A 24,025-nucleotide genomic window follows, 5' to 3' on the forward strand; every position below is an offset into this window, starting at 1 on the left:
CGACCGACGGAATCGGACCGTCACCGGCCGGACGGCCCCGGGACAACGGCGTACCGACTACTCCACGACGTGTTCGACGTCGTACGATCCCAGTCGCCGAACCCACCCGTCGTCGAGCGCCGCCTCCACGGCCGCCACCGCCGACTCGATCCGCGGCTCGTAGAGCCCGCCCTCGAGATCGAGGTGGAAGAGGTACTCGCCCAGCTGCGCCCCGGTCGGTCGGGATTCGATCCGCGTCAGGTTGACGCCGTTCTCGTCGAACGGCTCCAGCAGCGCGAGGAGCAAGCCGGGGTAGTTCGACGCCGGGTAGATGACGAGCGACGTCTTGCCGCCGGCCGTCGACCCGGCCGACTCCGGTCCCAGCACGAAAAAGCGCGTCTCGTTCGAGGGACGGTCCTGGATCTCGGTGGCGAGGACGCGAAGGGACTCGCCCGCCGATCCCGGATGGGCGATAGCGGCGATCGAGGGATCCTCTCTGGCGAGATCGACGGCTTCCGCCGTGCTCGAGACCGCCTCGCGCGACGCGTCGGCGTGGTGTTCTGAGAGGTACGACCGACACTGGGCGAGCGCCTGCGAGTGGCTCGCGACGGTCTCGAACGACTCGTCCTGGGCGAGTAATGCGTGTCTGATCGGCGTGACGATCTCCCGAAGGACGGAGACCTCTTCGACGGCCAGCGCGTCGACGGTTTCGGTGACGCTCCCCTCGATACTGTTCTCGATCGGAACGACGACACGGTCGTAGGCGCCATCGGCGACCGCTTCCACGATCGACGTCACCGACGAACTGAACGAGACCTCGTCGCTCACGGTGCGGGCGGCCCGGTGAGAGTACGTCCCCTCCGGACCGAGCGTGACGGTTCGCATACGCCAGCATAGCGTCGCTCGGGGAAAAGGCCGCGGGTACGTCCAATACTGGACACCGTTCGGGCACCCGAGGCAAGTCGGTTCGCTCGACGAGTGCAGGTCAGTTCGCTCGACGAGTGCAGGTCAGTTCGCTCGACGAGTGCAGGTCGGTCCGCTCGACGAGTGCAAGTCGGTTGACCGGGCGTGATCCGACGCTACAGACCAGTCGTCGGCCCCGAGACAGTTCGAGGGGACGGACCCTGTGCATCGTGCCGAGACGGTTCGGGACAACAGTCGCTGGTCGTCGTGCCGGGATGGTCCGAGACAGCAAACGCTGGTCGGCGCATGTTCGGGCCGGAGAAGGGGGGCTCAGTACGACGTCCGATTACTCGTCAAGGTGTTCGATGCCCTGTTTCGAGACGTTCGCCTCGGTGATCTCCTGGGGCATCCAATCCGGCTTGTCGTCGGGAGCCGTCTCCTCCCAGGCCCAGCCCTCGTAGATGTGTACCTTGTCGGTGCCCTTCTCCCGGAGCCGAAGCTCGACGCGGTCGGCGCCCGACTCGCTCGATCCCGGTTCGAGCCGCCGGGCGGCCTTCAGCGCGGCCTGCCTCGGCGTGTTTCCGGAGAAGACACTCGATTCGTCACCGCTTCCTTCGCGAAGCGCGAAGTTTCGTTTGCCGTCTTCACGTACCATGGTTCCAGCCTCCATGACAACCCAGCGCACAATGTGACATAAAGATATCCCCGACAATCAGCCGACAGCGTCGGTATCTTTAAGTGAAGTGCGCAAGCATCGGTCTGGGAAATTCCGGCCGCCTGGCGTCAGTCCCTCGGTTTGGCCGGTCCCGCGGTTCGGCCGGTGAGGGCACACCCTATCAGACAGACACTATGGTATCGATCGTCCCGGGACCCGGAGCCCGTCCGGATGGACCAGCGGACGGAGCCGACATCGTTCACGGCCGCCGTCGGAGTCGGGACGTCCCCGCTGTTGCGTAGAAAACACTTAAGTATATCCTACGGCGAACCAATCAGTAGAACCCCGCGATGGTCCGGAAAAAGAAGCTGAGTCCGAGTGGTGCCAAAGACGACGACGGCAACTATCACAACGTTCACCTCAACTTACACGAGGACGAACTCGCCGTTGCAGGCATGGACATCGGGGACGACGTGTTCGTACGCGTTCGCGACGGGAAGATCATCATCCAGAAAGCCGACGAGGACCAGCTCGATCACGAATTCTGAGACCCGCTCACCTGGCTCCCGGTTCGACACCAGGGAACGGTGACGACACGACGCGAGGCCCGCCGGTATCGGGCGTAGGCGCACACTAACGCCCGACGGATCCGCGCTGGTGGCCCCATAACTACGCCAGTTCCTCGGTCTCGGGTAGATAATGGACTCGCCAGCGCGCACGAGGGACGGACCGGCATCGGTGGTCGTTCCCGCCATCGACGCGCCGAGTAGCGTCGCCTGCCTGCGGTCGCTCGGACGGCGGAACGTACGCACGATCGTCGTCTCGGAGTCACCGACCGCGCCGGCCGTTCACTCCGCGTTCTGTGACGAGGTCGTCCCGATCTGCGCTCCGGAAACCGACCTGCTCGCCTACCGCGACGGACTCCTCTCGCTCGCCCGACGGGACGACGTCCGGGCGATCGTCCCGGTCCGCGAGGCGGACGTCTACGTCCTCGCCGCCTACCGCGACGAGTTCGCGGAGCACGTGAAGACACCCTGGCCGGATCGCGAGACGCTCGCCAGGGTGCAGGATCGGTGTCGGCTCTTCGACGCCGCCAACCGCGCCGACGTCGGCGCACCCGAGACCGCCCTCCTGAGCGAGGTCGACGATCGCGAGCGCGAGTGGATCGTCAAGCCGCGCTACTCCATCCTCACCGACGCGTACGTCGACTGCGACCCAGCCGAGTGCGTCGCACCGCCGACGACCACCTACCTCCCGCCAGGAACCGACCCCGACGTCGACTGCCTCACCGCCGAGATGGGCCACGAACCCATCTGCCAGTCGTACGTCCGGACGCCCCACGAGTACGGCTTCTTCGCCCTCTACGACGACGGCGCCCCGGTCGCGACATTTCAGCACCGACAGCGTCGCGGCTACAGCTACGCAGGTGGACCGAGCGCGTTCCGCGAATCCGTCGACATCCCGGCCCTCGAAGACGCCGGGCTCTCACTCCTCGACGAACTCGACTGGCAGGGGCTGGCGATGGTCGAGTTCTTACGGGACGAGGAGACCGGCGAGTTCAAACTCATGGAGATAAACCCCCGCTTCTGGTCGTCGCTCCCGTTCACCGTCCAGGCCGGTGTCGACTTCCCGTACTACTACTGGAAGCTGTGCAACGGCGGCTGCGAACCCGTCGGTGCCCCCTACGACGTCGGCGTCGCCGGGCACCTCCTCCGCGGTGAGGCGCTCTACCTCTACTCCATCCTCGCCGACGACGTCGAACTCGTCGACCGGCCGTCGTTTCTCGGCGAACTCGGCACGGTCGCCCGGTCGCTCGTCTCCCACCCCCGGTTCGACTATCTCCAGCGAGACGACCCGCGACCGTTCGTCCGGGATCTCCAGAACGCGATCGGCTCGATCCGGCACGGGTGGCGAGAACCGCCCCGAAACGGAACCGAGAACCGTACGAAGCAGGCGGATCACTCCGCGCCGGTGGATCACTCCCCACCGATAGATCGTTCGTAGCAGTTCCCGGCCGGCGACTCGCTACTCGTCTCTCAGTGCGGTCAGGTCGAACTCGAAGGCCGCGACGGGTACTTCGAGATCGTGTTCGACGAGCACCGCGGGGTGGAGTTCGCCGAGGACGCCCACCTCGTCGCCGTCGACGACGACAGTCGCCGTGCGCCCGCCGACGAACGAGGGGTGCTCCGTCGACGGTGTCTCCAGGTCGACGTCGAACGCGCGACAGAGCGCCTGGAGGCGGGCTTTGGCGTCCTCGTAGGCGGCGTCGTGGCGGGCGAGGACACCGGCGACGTGGCGCGATTCGGCGACGCCCGTGTTCTCGTGCTCGTCGACCTCGGCGACGAAGCCCACCTCGGCGAGGTCCTGCGGGTACGCGCGGTGGGTGTTGTTCTCGAGGACGGTGAGCAGCGATGGGAGCGCCCAGGTGCGGACGATGCCGAAGGCCTCGCTGTAGGGGTTCTTGATCCGCGCGGGCTCGCCCCCGCCGAGGACGTCCGTCCCCGGTTCGACGCTCATCCGATCGTAGGTGTCCGCCTCGCCGATCAGGTGGAAGTTCAGCATGTCCTCGAAGCCGAGGCCGACGAGCGTCTCGCGGACCGCCTCCTCGAGGCGACTGCGTTCGTGTCGTCCGCCGACGGTGCCGATCTCGGGGTAGCGCGCGTCGAGGTCGTTGAAGCCCCAGGCCCGTCCGAGGTCGTCGATCACGTCCAGCGGGTGGAGCACGTCGACGCGGTAGGGCGGGATCGTCACCTCGTACGCGAGGCCGTCGGTGGCGGTGGTCCCATCGTTGGACGCACCCTCGATGGCGGCCTCCAGTCCGGAGCGCTCGGCGAGATCCTGGACGGCCTCGGGGTCCAGATCGATGCCGAGGATCGTCTCGATCCGGTCGTGTGCGACGGTCTTGGTCTTCGTCGAGAGCTCCGGGCGGACGAGTGACGGTGCGTCGTCCTCGTTCTCGCCGTCGTCGACTTCGCCGTCACCTGCCTCGGTGCGCCCGCCGCTCGCCTCGATGGCTTCGGCGGCGACCGACGGGTCAGCGTACTCGACGGTGACGTCCTCGATCGTCGCGCCGCGAGCGTCGAAGGCGTAACAGACGATCGCGAGCATCTTGTCGATCGTCCACTGGTCGGTGCCGGTCATCTCGACGAACAGCTCGCGCGAGTCGGTCGAGACCTCCGTCCGGCGGCCGTTGATCACCGGCGGGAACGAGAACAGCCCGATGTCGTCGTAGATCGCGGGCATGGCCGCGTAGTCGTCGACGACAGGGGCGTACTCGCGTCCCGTCGGGTGCTCTTCGAGGACCTCGCCCGGCGTCAACTCCTGATCGGAGTCGAGGGGGACGAAGCGCTCGCCGTCGGGTTCGACCCCCGTATACCGGATCGTCGGGTTACCTTCGGTGGCAGGGGCCCCTCTGAGCATCGCGAGGTCGTGAATCCCGATCGCGCCCTTCACCCGGTTGCGTCCCATCGTCGCGTGGAGTTTCTCCTGTAGCTGGATGACCGAGTCGAGCGAGTCCTCGTCCAGGTCGACCCCGCGGATCACCGCGCCGGTGACGTAGGGGCGCTCGGCGGGGACGGACTCGTCGACCAGGATCGTCCAGTCTGCCTCGGTCGTCGTCGGGACGTAGACGCCCCGATCCTCGCCGTACTGGTAGCGAAGCGAGCGGGCGATCCCCTCGACGGAGAGGCGATCCAGCCGGTCCGGCGCGAACTCGAGCTCGAAGTCGCCGTCCTCGGTCTCGCCCTCGTACTCCAGCCCGAGGGCGAAGAGGTCGTCTTTCAACTCCGCGTCGGCCACGTCGGTCGCGCCGGTCAGGGTGCGCAGTTCGTCGGGGTCGATGTCGACGGTTGGCATCAGTAGATCACCTCCGCGTTGCGCAGGAACTCGAGGTCGGCCAGCGAGCCGTGCAAGTCGCGGATGTCCTCCGCGCCGGTGACGAGCATCGCCAGCCGTTCGAGGGCGAGCCCCCAGGCCATCACGTCGGCCTCGACGCCCAACGGTTCGAGCATCTCCTCGCGGAAGATCCCCGAGTTGCCGATCTCGATCAGTTCGCCCGTCGTCGGGTGCGTCCCGAACAGTTCGAAGCTCGGCTCCGTGTAGGGGTTGTAGTGCGGTTTGAACTCGATGTCCGTGATCCCGAACTGGGCGTAGAACTCCTCGAAGGTGCCCATCAGGTCGCGCACGGAGAGTTCGTCGGCCATCACCCAGCCCTCGATCTGGAAGAACTCGAGCAAGTGCGTCGAGTCGAGCGTGTCGTTCCGGTAGGCCTTCTCGACGCTGAAGAAGCGCGCCGGCGGCTCGATCTCGCCGATCTGGTGGCCCGAAAGGTGTCTCGTGGTGAGCGACGTGGTGTGGCCGCGAAGCGCGAGCGCGCGGGCGAAGTCCTCGTCCCAGGGCGAGTGATAGCCCTCGCCGTCCTCGCCGACGCCCTCGCGGTGGGCCCGTTCGACTCGCTCGACGAGGTCGGCCGGCAACTCGTCGATGTGGCTCGGCTCCTCCAGGGCGAAGCGGTCCCAGTGGGTCCGGGCCGGGTGGTCCTGGGGCATGAACAGGCAGTCGTTGATCCAGAAGTCCGCGTCGACGTGCGGGCCGTCCATCTCCTGAAAGCCCATGCCGACGAGGACCTCCTTCACCCGCTCCGCGGTCCGCCGGAGGACGTGCATCCGGCCGCCCCGTAACTCCTCGGCGTCGGCTTCGACGTTGTACTCGGCGAACGCGGCGTCGCGCCACTCGCCGCTCGTGAGCAACTCGGGGGTGAGCTGCCCGACGGTCTCGGCCGTCTCGACGCCGGCCATCAGCTCGGTCACACCGGCGTCGGTGAGCGTCGCCGAACGGACGGTCGACTCCTCGCGGGTCAGCAGGTCCCGCCGTTCGAGCTGGTCGAGCGTCTCCCCGTCCACCTCGAGGTCGTCCACGGAGACGCCACCGTCCCCGTCCGCCGCGGCGATCGCCGTCAGTGCGGCGGCCTCCGGATCCGTCTCGGGGTCGGCGGCGGGGTCCGCGGTGAGTTCGCCGCTGTCGATCGTTCCGTAGCCCTTCCGGGCGTAGTTCGAGAGGGCGATGTCGACCTGCGGGCCCTCGAGTCCGGAGGCGCCGATGACCTGGCCCAGCTGGACCGGTTCGTCGGCGGCGCCGTCCAGTGCCGTCTCGTAGAGGCGCACCTCCGGCAGTCCCTCGCTCGCGTACGTTTTACCCTCTTCGGTGAGCGAGATCGATTCCTCGACGGCCTCGCTGACGGTGACCAGCCCCTCCTCGGAGAGCGCGAAGAGCGCGCCCGTGACCGTCTCCGGCGGAAGGTCGGTCGCCGCCGCGAGGGCGTCGACTGATTCTGCGTCGTCTGCGCTCGCGGCCTCCAAGACCGCGACCTGTGCCTGTGGCAGTTGCATTCGCTTGTGTAGTAGCGTGCGTGTCGGTCAGTTAGCGCTTCCGACTCCTGCCCATCGCGGGCGGACGTCGTCGGATCGAGTGGACGGTTTCGCCCCGATTGCCCGGTGTGAGCGATCTGGGATCCACCGCGCCCGTCACCGGGCGAGGAAAAAGCCGAATCCCGACCGCGATCGCGGCGGCTGGCGGGCGACGCACCGACGGCGGGATTCGCTCGTCATACGCGTATCGCCGGCGAGAAGCGGGAAAAAGATTGCGAACGGTCTCCCGAGGGTCGCCCGGTCAGGCGTGGCCGGCTGACGAACCGCGAGCGTGCCGTCGACGCCGTACGACCCGGACTGGTGTCGGTCGACCCCGGTTCGGGTGCGCTCGGGAACAATACATTTCACGCCGCGACGCAACGGTCAGATATGGGTCGAGGATGGGAGCGCGTCTACGACGAGTCCGACTACGACCGCCGCGCGTACCTCGGTGGCGAGGAGATGGTCGACTGTCTCAGCCGCTTCGTCGACCGGTTCGGTCCGTTCGAAGACGTCGTCTCGGTTGGCTGCGGTCCGGCGGTCGTCCCCTTCGCGCTGGCCGAACGGCGTCCGTCGATTTCGATCACCGGCCTGGACGCCGCCGAACCGGTCGTCACCGACAACCGCGACCTGGCGGCCGAACGCGGCCTCGAGAACCTCTCGTTCGCGGTGGACACGCTGCCGGACCTCGACGTCGACCGTCAGTTCGACCTCGTCTACTGCGTCGCGACGCTCTACTTCGTCCGTGAGGCGGAACGCGCGGTCGAACGCCTCTTCGAGCACGTTCGACCCGGCGGGTACCTCGTCCTGAACTACCCGAACGAACGCACCCGGTCGTGGGCCAGGGAGAACGGCGCGGACAAGACGGTGGACTTCTCGCTGGTCGCCGAGGGCGAGAACGTCCTCTCGCGCGATGGAATCGGTCGGCTACTCGGCGCCGAACCGAGGGACTACTGGACCGCCGTGGACGCAGCCGACGCTGACTTCGCCACGTCGGACACGCCCATGGTGTACGTCGAGCGACCCGACGACGGCGACACGAAACCGAGCGGCTGACCGACCTGCCGGATGGTAGCGGGACGGCGATACCCCTGGTAGCGGCTGCATGCATCGCGGCTTCCGAGTGAGAGTGTGAGCGTGAGGATGGGAGCGTGAGTTAGTGAGTGAGGATGGGAGAGATTGAAGGAGCGAGTGAGTTAGTGAGTGAGAATGAGAGAGATTGAAGGAGCGAGTGAGTTAGTGAGTGAGAATGAGAGAGATTGAAGGAGTGAGTGAGGATGTGAGAGGATGGGAGCGCAACCATTCTTGTATCGGAGTACCGTACGAGCCAGCGTGACAGTTCCGCACCCGGCCCCCGACGGCGTGACGATCCGTCGAGCCGAGCGTGCGGATCTGCTGGCCGTGATCCGCATCGAGTCGGCTTCGTTCCCACAGCCGTGGCCGGCGAACGCGTTCGAGGCGTTCCTCGGCGAACCGGGGTTCCTCGTCGCCGTCGACGCCGCCAACCGCGTCGTCGGGTACGCCGTCGCCGACGTCACGCCGACCCACGGCGGCCTCCTGGGGCACCTGAAGGACATCGCCGTCCACCCCGACCGCCGCGGCAACGGCATCGCCACGGCCCTGCTGGAGCGGGTCTTCGTGCTCATGCACACGAGCGGAGCCGACAGCCTGAAACTCGAGGTTCGCGAGTCGAACGAACCGGCGCTCGAACTCTACCGCGGGGCAGGGTTCGAACCCTTACGCCGTGTCGACGACTACTACGCGGACGGTGAAGACGCCATCGTGATGCTTCACGACCTCGACGAGTGACCAGCCGGACGACGGGCTGACGGCCCCGAGCGACGAGCGGTAGGCGTGAATCGAGAGTCGGGAGCGTCGTCGTTTTCTCCCTCGCGCCAGTAGGACCGGCTATGGGATACGCCTGCCCGATCTGTGGCGCCGAACAAGCCGACGGTGTCCACCTCGCGAACCACCTCGCCGTGACGGCGTCGCTCGGCCGCCCCGACCACGAGGCGTGGCTCGCCGAGTACGCGCCGGACTGGCGCGACGACTCGCCCGACGAACTCGCCGACAGGGTCACACCCCACGCCACGGAGATCGAGACGCCCACGTTCGAAACCGACGAGGGCAGCCGCCCCCAGACGGGCTTCGAGCACGAGCTGGCCGCCCAGACACGCGGTCCCGGCCGCGGCAGTCGGGCGACCGCCGGCCGCGAGATGAGAGCGGATCCGCTGACCGACACCGCCGATCGATCGGCCGACGTCGAGTCGGTTCTCGCCGAGGCACGCGAACTGACCGCGGAGATGCGCGCCGACCCCGACGACGAACGGGACGACGCCGAGACGGGCGGCGACGAGCACGAGGAGGCCACCGACGGCCCCGCACCGACGGACGGAGACGAAAACGCGTAACTACCCGCCGTCCCTCCCGTCGGGTATGGAGACGAGAGGGCTCTTCGCCCCGGAGACGGTCGAGGAGGCGCGCGAGTACTTCGAGGCGGTCGGACCGGCCGCACAGACGACCGTCCGCGAGGCCGCCCGGGTGATGGGGTTCGACCGGGAAGAGTACGCCGATCGCGTGACGAGCGAGGTCGTCACGACCGCCCGCGACGCCACCTTCGCCAGTTTACTCGAGGTCACCGTCGCCGACCGCGAGGCGTTCGACGACTGGCGGGCAACGTACGACGGCGACGTACAGGTCAACGGTCACGAGGCCGTCGACAACGTGGCCTGGCACGCCGGGCCTGCCGGCGAGGCGGTCGCCGCGACCTTCCAGGACGAGCCCGACGCCGCCGTCGCGACGCTGCGCCGGCAGGCGTTCGGACGGATGTACCGGGAACTGTTCGAGTTGGTCGACGACGAGTAACGAAGACACGCTGCGGGTCGCGACCTGGAAACTGGTATCGCTTGGTCGCCAGTCGGTATTTATACGCCGAAAAACAATACACAGTATGACTCGCGGAGGCGATGATAGTTCGAGCGAGAACTCCGAAACGAGCAGCTCACGAGTGGTTACCGTCGAGGCACTGGAGGGTTGTATCACCGAAGCGACGAAAGGAGAGGCTGTGGAGGAACTAACACCGGCAGACCTCAAAGACGACTGGACGGAGGATCTACCGGTTCGCTCTCGAAATTCGTAACGGTCCACTCCACCGAAACCGCCACCTTCTATCACGTCGACCGCGTCGGAACGCGCATGAGTGATTCGGCTCCGTCTGACGACCCCGACGCCCACGACTGGCCGGTGCGCGAGTCGGCCACCGAGTACGAGACCGGCTGGTACGACGGCGGATACGACCTCGTCACCCAGCCCGACGGCAGCGAGAAGCGCTACTACTGGGCCGACCTCCCGCCCGCCGTCGTGATCGTCGCGAACACGGGCGAGGAGATCTGTTTCGTCGAACAGTATCGACCGGCGACCCGCGAGACCCACCTCGAACTCCCCGCCGGTATCGTCGAGGACGGCGAGTCCTACACGCAGGCCGCGGCCCGAGAGCTCGAAGAGGAGACCGGTTTCCGGCCGGAGACGACCGTGCTGCTTCAGGAGTACGCCGTCGCGACCGGCGTCCTCCGGCACGACCGCGGGATCGTCTACGCCGACGGCCTCGTCCCCGGCGAACGCGAACTCGACTCGAACGAGTTCCTCGACGTCACGACCATCCCAATCGACGAGGCGATCCATCGGGCGCGCGAACCGCCGGCCAACGACGCCTCGATCAGCGCCCTGTTGCTGGCTGCCGAAGACGGATTCATCTGAGCGGTCGTCGGTCGAACCCGTCGGCCTTATTCCTCGCTGGAACCACGTTCCGGTATCGATGGACGGAGAGACGACCCCCGACGAACTCGCCGACGTACTCGCGGAACCCGACGACGTTCGCGTCGTCGACATCCGCACCCCGGTCAGTTTCGCCCAGGGACACATCCCCGGCAGTGAGAACGTCCCGTTCCAGGAGTTGCCACAGCAAGTTCAGGACCTCGCCGGTGCCGAGCACATCGTGACGGTCTGTCCGCACGGCAAATCGAGCGTCCAGGCCGCCCGCCTCATCGCCTCCTACGAGGGTTGCGCCGACGCGACGGTCGAGAGTCTGGCCGGTGGTCTGACCGCCTGGTGCGACCAGTACGACCTGGAACGGGCTGACGAGACCGAGACGACCGAATCACCGTTCTGAGGTGTCACTCCGTCGATGCGCGGACGAGCCCGAGACGACCCACACCGACCGATCTGTTGTGCTGACCGGTAGCGCCGCTGGTGCGATCACGGCCGTCGGCAAAACGCGGAAGCGGTGATCAGATCATCGGGTCTACGCGACGTTGAAGCCCCGATCGCGGAGGAAGTCCTCGATGCGACCGGTGTGGTTGCCCTGGAGTTCGATGTGGCTGTCCTCGACGGTGCCACCACAGGCGAACTTCGATTTGAGATCCGACGAGAGACTGTCGAGGTCGACGTCTTTCGGATCGAACCCTTCGATGATCGTTACCTCCTTGCCGTACCTGCGCTCGTCAATGCGGATCGTGAGCTGCTGCTGGCCCTTGGCGACGTCCTCACAGACGCAGAGCTCGTCAGGCAACCCGCACGTCGAGCAGACTTCCGACATTACATCAGATGGTACGAAATGGGCATATTAAACACTATCGGGACCGAGATGCCGTCTGGTGGTCCTTTTTGAGTCGCGGGGAGCCTCGGCCGGTCACTCGTGCCGGCCGCCGGTCGGTCCGTACCGACCGACGAGGGCGTCGACGGCGTCGATCGCGGCCTCTGCGTCCGCCGGAGTGACACCGCTTCCGTACGTCGCCCGTTCGCGAGTCAGCGCCACGTCGTACACTCGCTCGTCGAGAGTGACCTCCGACGAGAGCGCATCGAGGTAGGCACGTGGCGACTCCGCCGGGCGCCTGGGCCGGTAGCGTCGACCGAGCAGGATCTCGAGTCGGCGATACGCCCGTTCCGCGTCTCGCGCCGGCTCACCGCTCCGGCGCTGCCAGTAGAGTCTGATCGTCCCGACTACGACCCGACTGAGTCCCGACCGGTATCCGGCCGCCGCCAGTCCGAGGACCAGTAGAAGCGCCATCGCAAGCTGTTCGGGTGATGGGGTCGGGACGTCGAAGCCACTCTCCCCGCTCGAGTCACCCCCGTTCGCACCACCGGTTTCCCCGACGGTCTCGTTTCCGGTGCCGGTCGACGGGCTCTCGTCGGTCGGATCGGTCGTCGACTCGTTCTCCCCGGGCTGGGTTTCGTTGGACGGATCAGGCCCCTCGGGTTCGCTCTCGTCGGTGTCCACGTCGGGATTGTCGTTCTCGCGCGCCGATTCGAGTCGGTCCTGATGGACGTCGTCTCGCTCGTCCGCCGGCGTCGGTTCGAACGGCACCCAGCCAACCCCCGGGAAGTAGACCTCCGGCCAGGCGTGCGCGTCGGTCCCGCGAACGACCCAGGTATCGCCGTCGATCTGCTCACCCTCCGTGTACCCCGTCGCATAGCGGGCCGGAATGCCCTCCTCTCTGAGCATCATGACCATCGTCGTCGCGAAGTAGACGCAGTACCCCTCGTCCATCTCCAGGAGGAACGCCGACGCGGTATCACCATCCGGTCGATCGACGTCGAGCGAGTACGACTTCGAATCCCTGAGGTGAGACTCGATACGCAGAGCCGTCTCGTACGGTGAGTCGGCCCCCTCGACGATGGCGTCCGTCCGGGCCGCGAACGCGTCGGACTGCCCGTCCGATTGCTGGAGGTACCGCGCTGCGATCGACTCAGGGTACTCCGATCCGGCCGAGTGGAGGCGTGACGGATCCAGGTCGATAACGGCACTCTCGACCGTATACTGATCACCTTCAGTCAACGGAACGGACGGGTAGATCTGCCCGTGCTCGTCGACCTCCGTGAAGGTGGTCATCTCGCCGTCGATCGAGCGCGCGGATGCCGCTGCCGGCATGACCTGCACCGGACTCTCGACGGTCACCGTCTGTGTCAGCCGGTCGGTGCGACCGGGCGGTGTCGAGAGCGGCCCATCGTAGGCCGTCGACCCGCCGGTCGTTATCCACTCGTCGCCCGTATACCGGTCGTAGATACCCGTTCGCCAGTAGGCGGGTTCCTCACTGTCGATGGTAAAGCGCACTTCCGGTGAGAGCTCCACGCTCCCGCTGATCAGCGACCGGTCGGGCGTACCGGCGATGCTCCCTTCGAGCGTTCCCGGACCGCTCCCCTCGACGAGCGGTGACTCCCCGCCGCCCGGGACGAAGGGAACGAACAGCGCACAGAGGATCATCGTCACGAGGACGATCGTGAGGACGTCGAGGGCCTCGAATCCCGCGTTCCGGCGGGCCAGCTCGCCGAAGGCCACCGTGCCCGTCGCCGCGACGGCGCCGGCGAGCGTCGGTCCCATCGACGCGTCACCAGTCAACACGAGAAAACAGAGGGCGAGACCCGCCGGCACAACCGCGGCGGCGTATCGACCCCGAAGCGCGAGATACCACGTCAGGAAGGCCGGGACCGGCGCGTACGCGAGAGCCATCGTTCGCGCTTCGACGACCCGGATCAGGTTGAGGCCGCGCGCGAGCGTCAGTACGTCTGAGAGCACCGAATCGAGTTGCGCGACGAGCGTCGGGAGGTCGATGCCGGCTACGCTGAAGTACAGCAAGAGCGCACCGACCCAGGCCAGGGCGCTGAGCGGGATCACGACGCGTTCACTGACGAACGGGGCGACGAGCAAGCCGATCCCCACTGCCGTGACGACGATGGCCAGCAACTGGTCGGTCCCGCCAACGACGCGAGTTATCTCCCGAAGGACGCTCACGTACGAGCCGATCACTCCGAGGGCACACGCCAGGGCGACGGTCCGGAGGAGCGTCGGTCCCGGCTGACGATCGCCGGGGAGCCACGCGGAGAGTCGACGATCGACCCGGTCGCCGACGCCAGCGGTCGCGACACTCATCCGCTCACCACCCTCGCGGGTCCGGTCGTGCTACCCGGTGGCGAGACCGACGAGTCGGTAGTCGCTCCCGCTCCGTCATCCGACGCGACGACGCAGAGGTCGGCGAACGGCACCGTCCGCTCACCCAGCGTAACCGACACGCCGTCCTCGTCCGCGTCGACGACGACGTCCGCGGCCTCGATTGCCTCCGGTGCGACGGGGCCCGTATCGAGTCGAGTCAGCGCCACGAAGACGTCGGCGCGTGCGCTCGGCATCGCGTCCAGCTCAGGCTCGCCGGGAAGCGTCAACGAGACGCCCACGTCCAGTTCGAACAGGTGGTCCACGAGCGTCGCAACCGCCGCCGCGAGTTCGTCCGGGTCGCCGCCGTCACACGCGCCGACCATGGTGAGGCGATCGAGACCGTCGTCAGCGACGAACTCCTTTACCACGAGTTCCCCGTCGGGGCGTTTGGCGGCCGATTTCCAGTGAACGTCGCGGAGTGAATCGCCGCGTTCGTACTCGCGCAGGTGCTCGAAGATCGACCGATCGAACGCCGACGCGTCCGTCGCGAACCCCTCGAGCGTGGCACGGGCCGACGAGGTGAGTTCGTACACCGGCGGGTAGACGAACACCGGTTCGGTCGCCTCGTACCGATACCGCGTCACGACGAGGCCCAACGGATCCTGCACAGTCACCGTGAGTGGACCGACGGTTCTGACACCGCGCGACCGAAGCGAGACCTCGTACGATAGCGTCGTCCGTCCCGAAAGGACGCGTTCGAGGCGTCGCTCCGCGGCGTAGAGCCCGGTCCCGACCGAATCCGTCGCCGTGACGACCGTTCCGCGCGTCGCATCGAGTTCGAACGAGACCGTCCGCGTCTCGCCCACGTACCCGGGCGTCACCGGCCGACGCCGCACCGTCGGTCGCGAACTCGCGGCGACGATGCCGACCGCGGCAACGGTGACGACGACGAGTGGGGCGACGATGGCGTTCAGCGCCGCACGGCCCCCGTTCAGGGCGATCACCACGCACACACCGATCACACCGAGTGCGACGACGCCGCGTACCGTCGGCCTCATTCGACTGGGACGGTCGAGAGGGCCTCCGCGACGAGGTCGGCGGCGGCAGCGTCCTCGTGCGCCGTGGAGAACCGAATTCGGTGTGCGAGCGTCTCCTGAGCGACCGCGGCGATATCCTCGGGGATCACGTATCCGCGCTCTTCGGCCACTGCCCTGGCCATGGCCGCACGGACAAGAGCGATCGTCCCGCGCGGGCTCACGCCGATTTCTGCGTGTTCACGGGTGTACGCGGCGATCCTGGCTGCGTAGTGGCGGACGGGCTCGCGCACTGTCGTCTCGGCGACGGTCTCGCGCGCGCGAAGGACGTCGCGCCGATCCGCGACCGGTTCGAGCGCCGCGATCGGGTGGTGCGAGGTGGTCCGATCGAGGAGCCTCGACTCGTCCGCCGGGTCCGGGTAGCCGAGAGAGAGCTTCTTCATGAAGCGGTCGAGTTCCGCGAGCGGAAGCTCGTACGTCTGGCTGGGTTCGACGGCGTTCTGCGTCGCGATGACGGTAAACGGGGACGGCAGCGGCCGCGTCTCGCCGTCGACGGTGACCTGCGTCTCCTCCATCGATTCCAGCAGGGCACTCTGGGTCTTCGGCGGGGCACGGTTGATCTCGTCTGCGAGGACGACGTTCCCGAACACCGGCCCCGGCTGGAACTCGAACTCGCGCGTCTGCTGATTGAACACGTTCACGCCGGTGATGTCCGACGGGAGGAGGTCGGGCGTAAACTGCACGCGGCTGAACTCGCAGTCGACCGACCGGGCGATCGACCGCGTCAGCATCGTCTTTCCCACGCCGGGGACGTCCTCGATGAGGACGTGTCCCCGGGCCAGGATCGCCGTGACGACCTCCCGAATGACGCCCTCGTTGCCGACGATGACTTCGCTCACGTTTCGCTCGACTCGTTCACACAGGCTCGCGGCCTCGTCGACCGGGAGCGCGTCGACGTCGCCCGTCGAGTGTGCCGATTCCTCCAGTCCGGTGCTGTCGACTCCTGTCATTGTGGCTCTCCAGGGCGGCGGCTGCAGATTCGTTACCCAAACAACGGGTTCCGTACAAAATAGGCTTTGCGTTCTACTCTGATGGCGATGGCTGTCGAAAACGGGGGATGGAAACCCGGACAGTCGGTCCGCGCGTCGCCTCTCCCACGGGCTCCCGTGCGCGTTCCACACTGAACCGCAGCGGTCAGGCGCATCAGGCCGGGCGTGTCAGGTCCGACGGGTCTGAGAATCCCGCGGCTGGTCGGACGTCAGTGCGTTCGAAAATCGATTCCTCCGTGGGTTCGCGTGACAGGCGATCGAAGTCGCCTTACAACCGTTCGACGTTCTGCGCTCGGGGGCCCTTCTCGGCCTCGACGATCTCGAACTCCAGTTCCTGGCCCTCCTCCAGGTCCGGACCGCCAATGTCTTCCATGTGGAAGAAGACGTCCTCGTCCGCGTCGTCAGTTTCGATGAAGCCGTAACCGCCCGTATCGTTGAAGAACGCAACCGTACCTTTCGCCATTGCACGCCAATGTAGACGTGTTGACGGCATAAATGTTCTGGAGGGTGGTACCGAACCACGTGCTGTCGTGTCGATCTCCTGCGACGGCGGACAGCGAGGTGAGACGAGTAGTCACCGAACTCCGCGCCAGCAACTCCCAACGAACGTATCGTAAAACCAGACACCAGCGCCTACGAAGCCGACGAAGACACCGACCCCCCAGGAGTCGAACGAGAAGATCGAGCGCACCCATCGGACCCAATAGGAGCGTGGAGTCGGTCGTACGCCCCAATTTCTAATTCGACAGACTGTACAGTGATCCTGAGAACGCCTCGCACGTCGGACCGGACGTCACCACTCGATGCACTCGGGACAGACGAATCCCGATTCCGTACGCCACTGTCGGCTGGTTTCGCGACCACAATGGGCACACGGCCGGCCCTGCCCGACCGCGAGTGTGACCGTCGGTCGATCCGCGCCGTCGGACGATTCGGATTCGGCAACGTCCGGAGCGTCAGCTGACTCGTCTCCCTCGACCCCACCAGCCTCCGGACTCTCGTCGCCGTCGGGGTTCGGTTCGGCCGCTGACGCGCTCGATGGTGCGGCCGATTCGTCTCCATCCGCGTGCGACTCCGTGGATCCGGCGAAGTCGGAGAGCGTCGACCGTTTCACGGAAGAACCGTCGGGCCAGAGGACCGTAAGTCATCCGGGCCGGCGCCGCGCCGGCGGCGGTAACCGGCAGCCTGACGCAACCGGTATCACCAAATACCGCCGGTCGAAAGCGAGACGTATGACGGACATTCCCCCGACGCACTTCGGCGAACAGCTCTCGGAACTGGTCGCGCTCTTCGGCGACGTCGCCACCGGCGAGTTGCTCGCGCCGCTGCTCTTTCTCGTCGGCGCCGCCCTGGTCGGCGGGTCGGTCGCGTTCGTCGGCTACCTGGCCGCCGGTGCCGCCGTCGACAGCGTTACGCCGAGCTGAGGAGTTGGCGTCACACGGGTAGCCGCTGTCAGTCGAGTTAGCGCCACCACTCGGCACGTCAGCGTCACTCGGCCCCGCTCGACGCTCGGTCCAGTGCCGTCGCCGCGTCGTCGACAGCCCTGTCGATGTCGGGACCCAGGGGTGAGCCGACGACGATTCCGTCGACGTGCTCCAGGAGGTCACGGTACCGCTCGGTCACCGTCTCGACCGTCCCCGCGACGCAGAACGCGTCGATCATCGTGGGCGTCACCCGGTCGAACGCCTCGCCGAGGGATCCCCGTTCGAGGGCCTCGCTCACCGCCCGCGCCGCGTCGGGGTCGATATCGTGACGGTCGAGAGTCGGCTCTGCGGCGCCGCCGGCGATGAACGCGACCGGCGGGCGGGCGGCCTCCCGGGCGGCCTCGTCGGTTTCGGCGACACTCGTGCTGGCGAACGCGAGCGTTCGTGGCGGGTCGCGCTCCGCGTCCCGTTTCGCGAGTCCGTCCTCGAGGGAATCGCGCGCCCACGCGAGATCACGTGGGTGGGCCGCGTTGATCAGTACGCCGTCTCCGTGCGCGGCGCTCATGCCGAGCATCCCAGGCCCCTGCGCGCCGACGAAGACCGGGACGTCGACGGGGTCCAGGTTCAGAGACGCGTCCTCGACGGTCACGGCCCCGTCGTGGGTGACCGTCTCTCCGGCCCACAACCGGCGGGCGACCCGCATCGTCTCGAGTACGCGTCGCAGGGGCCGATCGCGCTCGATACCGAGTGCGGCGAGCGTCGATCGATCCCCCGCGCCCAGCCCGCAGATCGCTCGGCCATCACTGACCTCGTCGAGTGTCGCTATGGCCGAGGCGAGCGTGGCCGGGTGGCTCTCGTAGGGGTTGACGACGCCCGGTCCGAGAGCGATTGCCTCGGTGGCGTCCGCCATCCTGGTGAGGGTTATCCACGGGTCCCGATTGAAGTAGTGCGAACTGGTAAACGCCGCGTCGAAGCCCGCTGTCTCGGCGTGAGCGGCCAGTTCGGCGATCCGCTCGAGCGGGTGTTCGGGCGTGAGTTCGATCCCCCACGAGACCTCGGCGGGGTCGACGTCGTCGTCCGCTTGCCCCGACCCCTCTTCGGCGTCGGCGGTCATTCGTACGACCACTCCCGCAACGCCTGTCGTACCTGATCCTTCTCGATCGAGCGGAAGAGTTCCGCGCCGCCGGCGTGATCGCCGAAGTCGAAGTCGCGGACGACCACGGCCGGGGTGCCGTCGTCGCCCTCGCCGGTGACGAGGTTGGCGGCCGAGGCGAGTTCGTCGACGATCGCCTGGACGGTGACGCCGAGTTCGCGCCCGTCGCGATCCGTCTCGCCGCGCCAGTCGCGACTGGCCGGCATCCCCGCCCACCCGAGGGCGACGCCGCGCTGGCCGTGGCGGAACGGCCGGCCGCAGGTGTCGGTGACGATCACGCCCACCTCGTCGATGCCGTCGGGGACGGCCCCATCGCTGCCCGCAGTATCAATTTGGTCGGCCGCTTCGGCGTCGAGACCGTCGGCGCGTTCGAGCAGCCCGGCCCGAATCTCGGCTGCGCGGTCGGCCGGCCGCTTCGGGAGCAAGAGGAGGTCGTGTCCCGGGACGTTCGAGCGGTCGATACCCGCGTTGACGCACGTGTGCCCGAAACACGTCTCCGTCAGGAGGAACGGCGTCTCGACGATGACCTCGGTACTCTCTTCGAGGACGGCCTGGGCGAATTGCGGGTCCTTCTCCTCGCCCGTCAGCGCCTCGAACCGCTCGGCGAGCTCGACGGCCCGTGGACCGGCCGGGAAGTCCGCGAGGTCGGCCGTCCGACCGCGCGCCTTCGAGACGACCGTGCTCGCGACGGTAACCACGTCGCCCGGTTCGAGGGCGGCGCGCTCCGCGATCATCGTCGCGAGGTCGTCGCCCGGTTCTATCTCGGGGAGGTCCGGGACCGGGTGGAGTTGCATGGTCGATTCGAGGGGAAGCCGCGTAAAAAGGTCACCGTCACCGGAGATGGGAGACGACGACCGCAGCACGCCAGTCGCGGGCCGGGGCAAAACAGGTAAGCACTCGTTGCCAATAGTTGTGTGCATGGGTGAGACGGAGTACCGCGAGATCAGACTCACGGAGGACGCGTATCAGCGTCTCGAAGCATGCAGGCGGCCGGACGAGTCGATCTCGGAGGTGGTCGAACGGATCGCCGGTGAACGGTCGCTCGTCGAACTGGCCGGACTCGTCACCGACGAGGAAGCGAGTGCCATGCGGAAGGCGATTCGGAAGCGAGAACGCCAGTATCGAGCCCGCCTGGGAAGGGACGCTACGGAAATCGAAGTGACCCGGGGCTGAAACTCGTGATTCACCCGCCGTTCACGATTCTCGGGATCGGGCCGTCCGCCACGATCTTCGGGATCCGACCGTCCGCCGCAATTCCCAAGATTCCCCGCCACGGACGACGCAACCGATGACCGACGAGAACCCCGTAGACGGCGACGAATCCGACTCGACCAGTACGGAGCCGGACCACGTCGTCACCGCGTTCCTCCGCAACCGCGGCGAGATCCTCGCCTGCCGCCGCAGCGACGACGTCGGAACCTACCCCGGCGCCTGGGGCGGCGTCTCGGGCTTCGCCGAGGGCGACCCCGACGAACAGGTCCGGGTCGAGATCCGCGAAGAGACCGGCCTGCCGGACGACGCGGTATCGCTCGTCCGGTCGGGACGACCGCTATCGGTATCTGACCCCGACATCGGTCGCGAGTGGGTCGTCCACCCGTTCCTCTTCGACGTCGACACCCGCGAGATCGAACTGAGCGACGAGCACACCGACGCGGCCTGGATCCCGCCGACCGACCTCGCCGTCGGCGACCGCGAGACCGTCCCGAAGCTCTGGGAGACCTACGAGCGCGTCGCACCGACCGTTCGCTCGATCACCGCGGACGACGAACACGGCGCGGCCTGGCTCTCGATTCGCGCGCTCGACGTACTCCGCGACCGGGCGGGGCTACTCGTTCGAGAACGTGGCGACGAGTCCGCGTCCGGATCGACCGCCGAGCAGGTCGGCGACGCGAACGCGGACGACGAGTGGGACGAGCTCGCGGCGCTCGCGACCCGGTTGCTCGAAGCGCGCCCGAGTATGGCCGTCCTGCGAAACCGGGTCAACCGGGCGATGAACGACGCGCTGACCGCACACGACGATTCGTCGGCCGACACCGACGGTGATCCGGCGGGATCCGGGACGGCGACGGAACCGACGACGGGCGCCGGCGCCGTCCTCGAATCCACGATCGACGGGATCGACCGGGCGGTCGACGCCGATGCGGCAGCGACGCGTGCGGGCGCCGAGTTCGTGACGGGACGGGTCCTCACACTCTCACGATCGGGAACCGTCCGCGACGCACTGCGAGCTGGTGAACTGGATCGGGTCTTCGTCGCCGAATCCCGGCCGGGTAGCGAGACCGACCGGAGGGAGGTCTCGGAGAATTCGAGCGGTGAAACCGCGGGTAGCGAGACCGACCGGCGGGAGGGCTCGGAAGATGCGGGCGGCGAGGGCGTCGGCGTCGCCGAGGAACTCGCGGCGTTCGTCCCGGTCACGCTGTGTGCCGACGCCGCGGTCGCTCACGTGCTCGCGACGGAATCGATCGACGCCGTCGTCGTGGGGGCCGACACTGTCCTCCCCGACGGAGGTGTGGTCAACAAGGTCGGGACGCGGGCCGCGGCGATTGCGGCGGCGGCCGAAAACGTCCCCGTCTACGCGATCACCGCGAGCGCGAAGGTCTCGACGCGCGACGGCGTCAATCTCGAGTCGGGCGACCGGCGAGCGCTCTACGTCGGCGACGCCGCTATCGACGTGACGAACCCGACGTTCGACGTGACGCCGGCCGAGTACGTCACGGGGCTCGTCACCGAACGCGGGATCCTCGACCCGGACGAGATCGAGCCGATCGCGGACGACTTTCGCGCGTACGAGGCGTGGCGCTGACGCCGTCGCGGCGTCCGGAGTGACGGGCCCTGGCGACGGGCCTGCCGATCGACCGAAGCGACACATCGATACCGGTTCGGCGAGAAGGACACGTGGGCGGCGGTGACGAACAGTTACCCCCACCGAGCCCCGTGTGACGAGGGACTTTCCCGAGCCGCCCATTCTCCGGGATCGGTACGTCACCAGCGCCGGTTCTCCGGGAGTGCGTACTCTGAGGAGCCCGTCCTGTCGCTGATCGACCAGTCCGTGCGGTCTATCCCGACGCGATCGTCGAATCGATCGCTCGTCGTGAAAATCATCTACACGGATATACGACCGATGTACTAAGAATCTATATACGTTTAGATCGGCATGAGAGAAGGGTTTCTCGTCGAAAGTGTATTCGATCACCGATATGTATGAGTATCTATATAATTTCGGTTCGGACGCAATCCTTTTCCACCGCACCATCGAACGTCTGGTATGTCACGAGTTACCGAATTTCGTGAGGTGTTCGGAGAGACCTTCGCGAGCGACGAGACGGAGTCGCCCGTCGAGACCCGAGAGATCACGTACGAGACGCGCGACGGGAGAGAACTCACCGGAACGATCTACGACTCGGGTGTTCGCCCCTCGCCGGCGGTCGCGATGGTCTACAGCCCGATCTTACACCTCCCAGATAAGTACGAGACGTACGGGCAGTTCCTGGCGAAGCGAGGGTACACCGCGTTCGTCCCGAACCACAGTCTCTCGGGGATGGAAGAAGCGATCGACGAGTTCGCCGACGCCGGGCGCTGGCTCAAAGACCGGGACTGGATCGACGAGGACCGCGTCGCCGTCTACGGTCGGTCGGCGGGCGGTCACGACGTCTACTTCCAGTTGGCCAAATACCCGGGCCTCTGGGCCGCCGGGATCGTCTGGGCAGGTGTCGCCGATATGATTCCGCTCCTCGAGTGGGGCCACATTCCGGACCACGTCCTCCGACGACTCGGAGATCCGTACGAGAACGCAGAACACTGGTGGGATCGGAGTCCGATCACCCACTTCGAGAACATCGAGGATCCCCTGCTGGTACTGCACGGGACGGCCGACGAGATCGTCCCGACCTCACAGGCCAGGCTGGTGCAGCGTCGACTCCACAGCCTGGGTTTCGAGGAGGGAGAGGACTTCGAGTTCGACACGTTCGCCGGGCTCACTCACGGCGATCTCGACGCGGACGGGAAGTACAAGAAGTGGAACCGGATCGATACGTTCCTCGACGACCGACTCTAGGGAGTGGACGACAGTCGAGTCCGTCACCCCGCCGAGTTCGGTGACGAGGATGCTCGCCGGGACCGCGACGAGCCGATCGAGGTATCTCGACTGACCGGATCCAATCGATCCACGTGCGGTGACCGGTCGACCGGCACGGTGCAGTACGGTTCGGGGCCCGTCTCGGTCGAAACACGACAGAGACAATAAACAAGCTTCTTCCCGAACTGTCGCTACATCTTCGACATGGACACAGCGTACCCCCAGCTGACGAGGTACCTCGAAGCGTCAGACGCGGACGGCTACCTCGTAGACGCTGACGGCGAAGACAGCGATCAGTACTACCTCTCCGGCTACCACGCCCCAGACGATTTCGTCACGCTGTACGCCGACGGGACGGTTTCCCTTCTGGTCTCAGAACTCGAGTACACGCGGGCGAAAGACGACAGCGACGCGGACGTCGTGTACAAACTGTCCGACTTCGACTACGCCGACAGGGTCGATCGACTGGGGCCGGATCGCGGGCGGGCCGAAACCGTCGCCGAATTCCTGGCGGACAGCGGGGTCGAGTCCGTCGCGGTCCCGCCGGCGTTCCCGATCGGGACTGGCGACGCTCTGCGCGAGTTCGGGATCGACGTCGTCACCGACCGCGACTCCGTGGTCGAGACGACCAGAGCGGTCAAGACGGAGACCGAAATCGACCACGTCGCAGAGACCCAACGGGCGAACGAGGCGGCGATGGACGCCGCCGCGGAGATGCTAGAGCGGGCGACGATCGACGGGGACACCCTCTACCTGGACGGAGAACAGTTGACCAGCGAACGAGTGCGCCGACGCATCGAACTGACCCTGTTAGAGCACGGGTGCGGGATGGACGACTGCATCGTCGCGTCCGGTGCCTCGTCCGCCCGCGCCCACGACTCGGGGTACGGCCCGCTCGACGCGAACGTCCCGATCACCGTCGACATCTTCCCCCGGAACAAGCGAACCCGGTACCACGCGGATATGACGCGCACGTTCGTCAAGGGCGAACCGACCGAGCGCATCCGCGAGTGGTACGCGTTGACCGAGGAGGCCTATCGAGCGGCACTCGACGCGATCGCTCCAGGCGTCACCGGTGAAGCCGTCCACGGCGCGGCGTGCGAGGTCTACGAGGAGGCCGGATACCCGACGTTACGGACCGACGAGTCGACCGAGGACGGGTTCTTCCACAGCACCGGACACGGCGTCGGGCTCGACGTCCACGAAGCGCCGTCACTCTCGCTGGGCGGCGGCGAACTGGCGGCCGGCCACGTCGTCACCGTCGAACCGGGCCTGTACGAACAGGGGACTGGCGGGGTCAGGATCGAGGATCTCGTCGTGGTGACCGAAGACGGCTACAGGAATCTGACGTCGTACCCGACCGATTTCCAGATCGTGTGAGCAGCCACCCACGGGGGAGAGCGGCTTCTGACACGACCGTTGT

25 protein-coding genes are annotated in these 24,025 nt (G+C 66.9%); 13 read left to right on the forward strand and 12 right to left on the reverse strand.

Translation table 11 applies throughout. The features are described 5' to 3' along the window. Positions 1-57: 57 nt before the first annotated feature. Positions 58-864, reverse strand: a complete 807-nt coding sequence (gene pheA, locus NO366_RS01700; RefSeq protein WP_256532587.1) for a prephenate dehydratase — start codon at positions 862-864, stop codon at positions 58-60. Positions 865-1,228: 364 nt separating this feature from the next. Continuing rightward, positions 1,229-1,537 carry a non-histone chromosomal MC1 family protein gene (locus tag NO366_RS01705; RefSeq protein ID WP_256534056.1) on the reverse strand — a complete coding sequence of 103 codons (309 nt, stop codon included), beginning with the start codon at positions 1,535-1,537 and terminating at the stop codon, positions 1,229-1,231. Positions 1,538-1,887: 350 nt separating this feature from the next. Here NO366_RS01705 and NO366_RS01710 point away from each other — a divergent pair, with 350 nt between their 5' ends. Further along, the gene (locus NO366_RS01710; RefSeq protein ID WP_256532588.1) at positions 1,888-2,085 is read left to right on the forward strand and encodes a hypothetical protein; all 198 of its coding nucleotides are present in this window, start codon (positions 1,888-1,890) and stop codon (positions 2,083-2,085) included. 151 nt (positions 2,086-2,236) lie between these two features. Continuing rightward, the gene (locus NO366_RS01715) at positions 2,237-3,541 is read left to right on the forward strand and encodes a carboxylate--amine ligase (protein ID WP_256532589.1); all 1,305 of its coding nucleotides are present in this window, start codon (positions 2,237-2,239) and stop codon (positions 3,539-3,541) included. A 21-nt stretch (positions 3,542-3,562) separates the two neighbouring features. Here NO366_RS01715 and pheT read toward each other — a convergent pair whose 3' ends face one another. Together pheT and pheS are read right to left on the reverse strand one after the other, a co-directional pair. Further along, complete coding sequence (gene pheT, locus NO366_RS01720; protein ID WP_256532590.1) at positions 3,563-5,392, reverse strand: phenylalanine--tRNA ligase subunit beta; 1,830 nt, start codon at positions 5,390-5,392, stop codon at positions 3,563-3,565. After that, the gene (gene pheS, locus NO366_RS01725; protein ID WP_256532591.1) at positions 5,392-6,924 is read right to left on the reverse strand and encodes a phenylalanine--tRNA ligase subunit alpha; all 1,533 of its coding nucleotides are present in this window, start codon (positions 6,922-6,924) and stop codon (positions 5,392-5,394) included. The genes pheT and pheS overlap by 1 nt, the downstream gene beginning before the upstream one ends. 408 nt (positions 6,925-7,332) lie before the next feature. Here pheS and NO366_RS01730 point away from each other — a divergent pair, with 408 nt between their 5' ends. From NO366_RS01730 to NO366_RS01755, 6 genes are all read left to right on the forward strand, one after another. Beyond that, positions 7,333-7,998, forward strand: a complete 666-nt coding sequence (locus NO366_RS01730) for a class I SAM-dependent methyltransferase (protein WP_256532592.1) — start codon at positions 7,333-7,335, stop codon at positions 7,996-7,998. A 276-nt stretch (positions 7,999-8,274) separates the two neighbouring features. Continuing rightward, entirely contained in the window at positions 8,275-8,751 is a 477-nt protein-coding gene (rimI, locus tag NO366_RS01735) for a ribosomal protein S18-alanine N-acetyltransferase (protein ID WP_256532593.1), read from the forward strand. Between the two features lie 101 nt (positions 8,752-8,852). Beyond that, positions 8,853-9,353, forward strand: coding sequence for a DUF5810 domain-containing protein (locus NO366_RS01740; RefSeq protein ID WP_256532594.1), 501 nt, complete (start codon positions 8,853-8,855; stop codon positions 9,351-9,353). 25 nt (positions 9,354-9,378) lie between these two features. Beyond that, entirely contained in the window at positions 9,379-9,807 is a 429-nt protein-coding gene (locus NO366_RS01745; protein ID WP_256532595.1) for a DUF5809 family protein, read from the forward strand. A gap of 330 nt (positions 9,808-10,137) precedes the next feature. Next, the gene (locus tag NO366_RS01750) at positions 10,138-10,698 is read left to right on the forward strand and encodes an NUDIX hydrolase (protein WP_256532596.1); all 561 of its coding nucleotides are present in this window, start codon (positions 10,138-10,140) and stop codon (positions 10,696-10,698) included. Between the two features lie 58 nt (positions 10,699-10,756). Continuing rightward, positions 10,757-11,110: a rhodanese-like domain-containing protein gene (locus NO366_RS01755; RefSeq protein WP_256532597.1), complete on the forward strand. Its 354-nt coding sequence runs from the start codon at positions 10,757-10,759 to the stop codon at positions 11,108-11,110. 132 nt (positions 11,111-11,242) lie between these two features. On the opposite strand, the gene yciH is transcribed toward NO366_RS01755, so the two are convergent. The 6 genes from yciH to NO366_RS01785 all read right to left on the reverse strand — a co-directional run bounded on the left by yciH (position 11,243) and on the right by NO366_RS01785 (position 17,064). Next, positions 11,243-11,536, reverse strand: coding sequence for a stress response translation initiation inhibitor YciH (yciH, locus tag NO366_RS01760; protein ID WP_247730493.1), 294 nt, complete (start codon positions 11,534-11,536; stop codon positions 11,243-11,245). 93 nt (positions 11,537-11,629) lie between these two features. Beyond that, positions 11,630-13,867, reverse strand: a complete 2,238-nt coding sequence (locus tag NO366_RS01765) for a transglutaminase TgpA family protein (RefSeq protein ID WP_256532598.1) — start codon at positions 13,865-13,867, stop codon at positions 11,630-11,632. Then, positions 13,864-14,925 (reverse strand): DUF58 domain-containing protein, encoded by a 1,062-nt coding sequence (locus NO366_RS01770; RefSeq protein WP_256532599.1) that lies wholly within the window; start codon positions 14,923-14,925, stop codon positions 13,864-13,866. Before NO366_RS01770 ends, NO366_RS01765 begins: the two co-directional genes overlap by 4 nt. Then, positions 14,922-15,911: an AAA family ATPase gene (locus tag NO366_RS01775; RefSeq protein ID WP_256532600.1), complete on the reverse strand. Its 990-nt coding sequence runs from the start codon at positions 15,909-15,911 to the stop codon at positions 14,922-14,924. The genes NO366_RS01770 and NO366_RS01775 overlap by 4 nt, the downstream gene beginning before the upstream one ends. Before the next feature lie 307 nt (positions 15,912-16,218). Further along, positions 16,219-16,413 carry a cold-shock protein gene (locus NO366_RS01780; protein WP_007702151.1) on the reverse strand — a complete coding sequence of 65 codons (195 nt, stop codon included), beginning with the start codon at positions 16,411-16,413 and terminating at the stop codon, positions 16,219-16,221. Between the two features lie 330 nt (positions 16,414-16,743). Next, on the reverse strand, positions 16,744-17,064 hold the full coding sequence (locus NO366_RS01785; protein WP_256532601.1) for a DUF7573 domain-containing protein: 321 nt from the start codon (positions 17,062-17,064) through the stop codon (positions 16,744-16,746). 118 nt (positions 17,065-17,182) lie between these two features. Between NO366_RS01785 and NO366_RS01790 the strand changes: the two genes are divergently transcribed. Further along, complete coding sequence (locus NO366_RS01790; protein WP_256532602.1) at positions 17,183-17,374, forward strand: DUF8024 family protein; 192 nt, start codon at positions 17,183-17,185, stop codon at positions 17,372-17,374. A 64-nt stretch (positions 17,375-17,438) separates the two neighbouring features. Here NO366_RS01790 and NO366_RS01795 read toward each other — a convergent pair whose 3' ends face one another. Beyond that, positions 17,439-18,488 carry a 5,10-methylenetetrahydromethanopterin reductase gene (locus NO366_RS01795; protein ID WP_256532603.1) on the reverse strand — a complete coding sequence of 350 codons (1,050 nt, stop codon included), beginning with the start codon at positions 18,486-18,488 and terminating at the stop codon, positions 17,439-17,441. Continuing rightward, positions 18,485-19,321: a coenzyme F420-0:L-glutamate ligase gene (locus tag NO366_RS01800; protein ID WP_256532604.1), complete on the reverse strand. Its 837-nt coding sequence runs from the start codon at positions 19,319-19,321 to the stop codon at positions 18,485-18,487. The genes NO366_RS01795 and NO366_RS01800 overlap by 4 nt, the downstream gene beginning before the upstream one ends. Before the next feature lie 124 nt (positions 19,322-19,445). On the opposite strand from NO366_RS01800, the gene NO366_RS01805 reads away from it, so the two are divergent. The 4 genes from NO366_RS01805 to NO366_RS01820 all read left to right on the forward strand — a co-directional run bounded on the left by NO366_RS01805 (position 19,446) and on the right by NO366_RS01820 (position 23,982). Further along, positions 19,446-19,700: an antitoxin VapB family protein gene (locus tag NO366_RS01805; protein ID WP_256532605.1), complete on the forward strand. Its 255-nt coding sequence runs from the start codon at positions 19,446-19,448 to the stop codon at positions 19,698-19,700. A 115-nt stretch (positions 19,701-19,815) separates the two neighbouring features. Then, a complete protein-coding gene (locus NO366_RS01810) occupies positions 19,816-21,330 on the forward strand; it encodes an eIF2B alpha/beta/delta subunit family protein (RefSeq protein WP_256532606.1) in 1,515 nt (504 codons plus the stop codon). A gap of 462 nt (positions 21,331-21,792) precedes the next feature. After that, positions 21,793-22,581, forward strand: a complete 789-nt coding sequence (locus tag NO366_RS01815; protein ID WP_256532607.1) for an alpha/beta hydrolase family protein — start codon at positions 21,793-21,795, stop codon at positions 22,579-22,581. A 225-nt stretch (positions 22,582-22,806) separates the two neighbouring features. After that, a complete protein-coding gene (locus NO366_RS01820) occupies positions 22,807-23,982 on the forward strand; it encodes a M24 family metallopeptidase (protein WP_256532608.1) in 1,176 nt (391 codons plus the stop codon). The last annotated feature ends 43 nt before the right edge of the window (positions 23,983-24,025 follow it).

This window comes from Halovivax cerinus, assembly GCF_024498195.1.
Lineage (GTDB): Archaea > Halobacteriota > Halobacteria > Halobacteriales > Natrialbaceae > Halovivax > Halovivax cerinus.

What these genes read in the sequence shown, in the direction of transcription:
- pheA (WP_256532587.1), bottom strand. Translation starts at nt 864, where the DNA reads ATGCGAACCGTCACGCTCGGTCCGGAGGGGACGTACTCTCACCGGGCC.
- NO366_RS01705 (WP_256534056.1), bottom strand. Translation starts at nt 1,537, where the DNA reads ATGGTACGTGAAGACGGCAAACGAAACTTCGCGCTTCGCGAAGGAAGC.
- NO366_RS01710 (WP_256532588.1), top strand. Translation starts at nt 1,888, where the DNA reads ATGGTCCGGAAAAAGAAGCTGAGTCCGAGTGGTGCCAAAGACGACGAC.
- NO366_RS01715 (WP_256532589.1), top strand. Translation starts at nt 2,237, where the DNA reads ATGGACTCGCCAGCGCGCACGAGGGACGGACCGGCATCGGTGGTCGTT.
- pheT (WP_256532590.1), bottom strand. Translation starts at nt 5,392, where the DNA reads ATGCCAACCGTCGACATCGACCCCGACGAACTGCGCACCCTGACCGGC.
- pheS (WP_256532591.1), bottom strand. Translation starts at nt 6,924, where the DNA reads ATGCAACTGCCACAGGCACAGGTCGCGGTCTTGGAGGCCGCGAGCGCA.
- NO366_RS01730 (WP_256532592.1), top strand. Translation starts at nt 7,333, where the DNA reads ATGGGTCGAGGATGGGAGCGCGTCTACGACGAGTCCGACTACGACCGC.
- NO366_RS01740 (WP_256532594.1), top strand. Translation starts at nt 8,853, where the DNA reads ATGGGATACGCCTGCCCGATCTGTGGCGCCGAACAAGCCGACGGTGTC.
- NO366_RS01745 (WP_256532595.1), top strand. Translation starts at nt 9,379, where the DNA reads ATGGAGACGAGAGGGCTCTTCGCCCCGGAGACGGTCGAGGAGGCGCGC.
- NO366_RS01750 (WP_256532596.1), top strand. Translation starts at nt 10,138, where the DNA reads ATGAGTGATTCGGCTCCGTCTGACGACCCCGACGCCCACGACTGGCCG.
- NO366_RS01755 (WP_256532597.1), top strand. Translation starts at nt 10,757, where the DNA reads ATGGACGGAGAGACGACCCCCGACGAACTCGCCGACGTACTCGCGGAA.
- yciH (WP_247730493.1), bottom strand. Translation starts at nt 11,536, where the DNA reads ATGTCGGAAGTCTGCTCGACGTGCGGGTTGCCTGACGAGCTCTGCGTC.
- NO366_RS01765 (WP_256532598.1), bottom strand. Translation starts at nt 13,867, where the DNA reads ATGAGTGTCGCGACCGCTGGCGTCGGCGACCGGGTCGATCGTCGACTC.
- NO366_RS01770 (WP_256532599.1), bottom strand. Translation starts at nt 14,925, where the DNA reads ATGAGGCCGACGGTACGCGGCGTCGTCGCACTCGGTGTGATCGGTGTG.
- NO366_RS01775 (WP_256532600.1), bottom strand. Translation starts at nt 15,911, where the DNA reads ATGACAGGAGTCGACAGCACCGGACTGGAGGAATCGGCACACTCGACG.
- NO366_RS01780 (WP_007702151.1), bottom strand. Translation starts at nt 16,413, where the DNA reads ATGGCGAAAGGTACGGTTGCGTTCTTCAACGATACGGGCGGTTACGGC.
- NO366_RS01790 (WP_256532602.1), top strand. Translation starts at nt 17,183, where the DNA reads ATGACGGACATTCCCCCGACGCACTTCGGCGAACAGCTCTCGGAACTG.
- NO366_RS01795 (WP_256532603.1), bottom strand. Translation starts at nt 18,488, where the DNA reads ATGACCGCCGACGCCGAAGAGGGGTCGGGGCAAGCGGACGACGACGTC.
- NO366_RS01800 (WP_256532604.1), bottom strand. Translation starts at nt 19,321, where the DNA reads ATGCAACTCCACCCGGTCCCGGACCTCCCCGAGATAGAACCGGGCGAC.
- NO366_RS01805 (WP_256532605.1), top strand. Translation starts at nt 19,446, where the DNA reads ATGGGTGAGACGGAGTACCGCGAGATCAGACTCACGGAGGACGCGTAT.
- NO366_RS01810 (WP_256532606.1), top strand. Translation starts at nt 19,816, where the DNA reads ATGACCGACGAGAACCCCGTAGACGGCGACGAATCCGACTCGACCAGT.
- NO366_RS01815 (WP_256532607.1), top strand. Translation starts at nt 21,793, where the DNA reads ATGTCACGAGTTACCGAATTTCGTGAGGTGTTCGGAGAGACCTTCGCG.
- NO366_RS01820 (WP_256532608.1), top strand. Translation starts at nt 22,807, where the DNA reads ATGGACACAGCGTACCCCCAGCTGACGAGGTACCTCGAAGCGTCAGAC.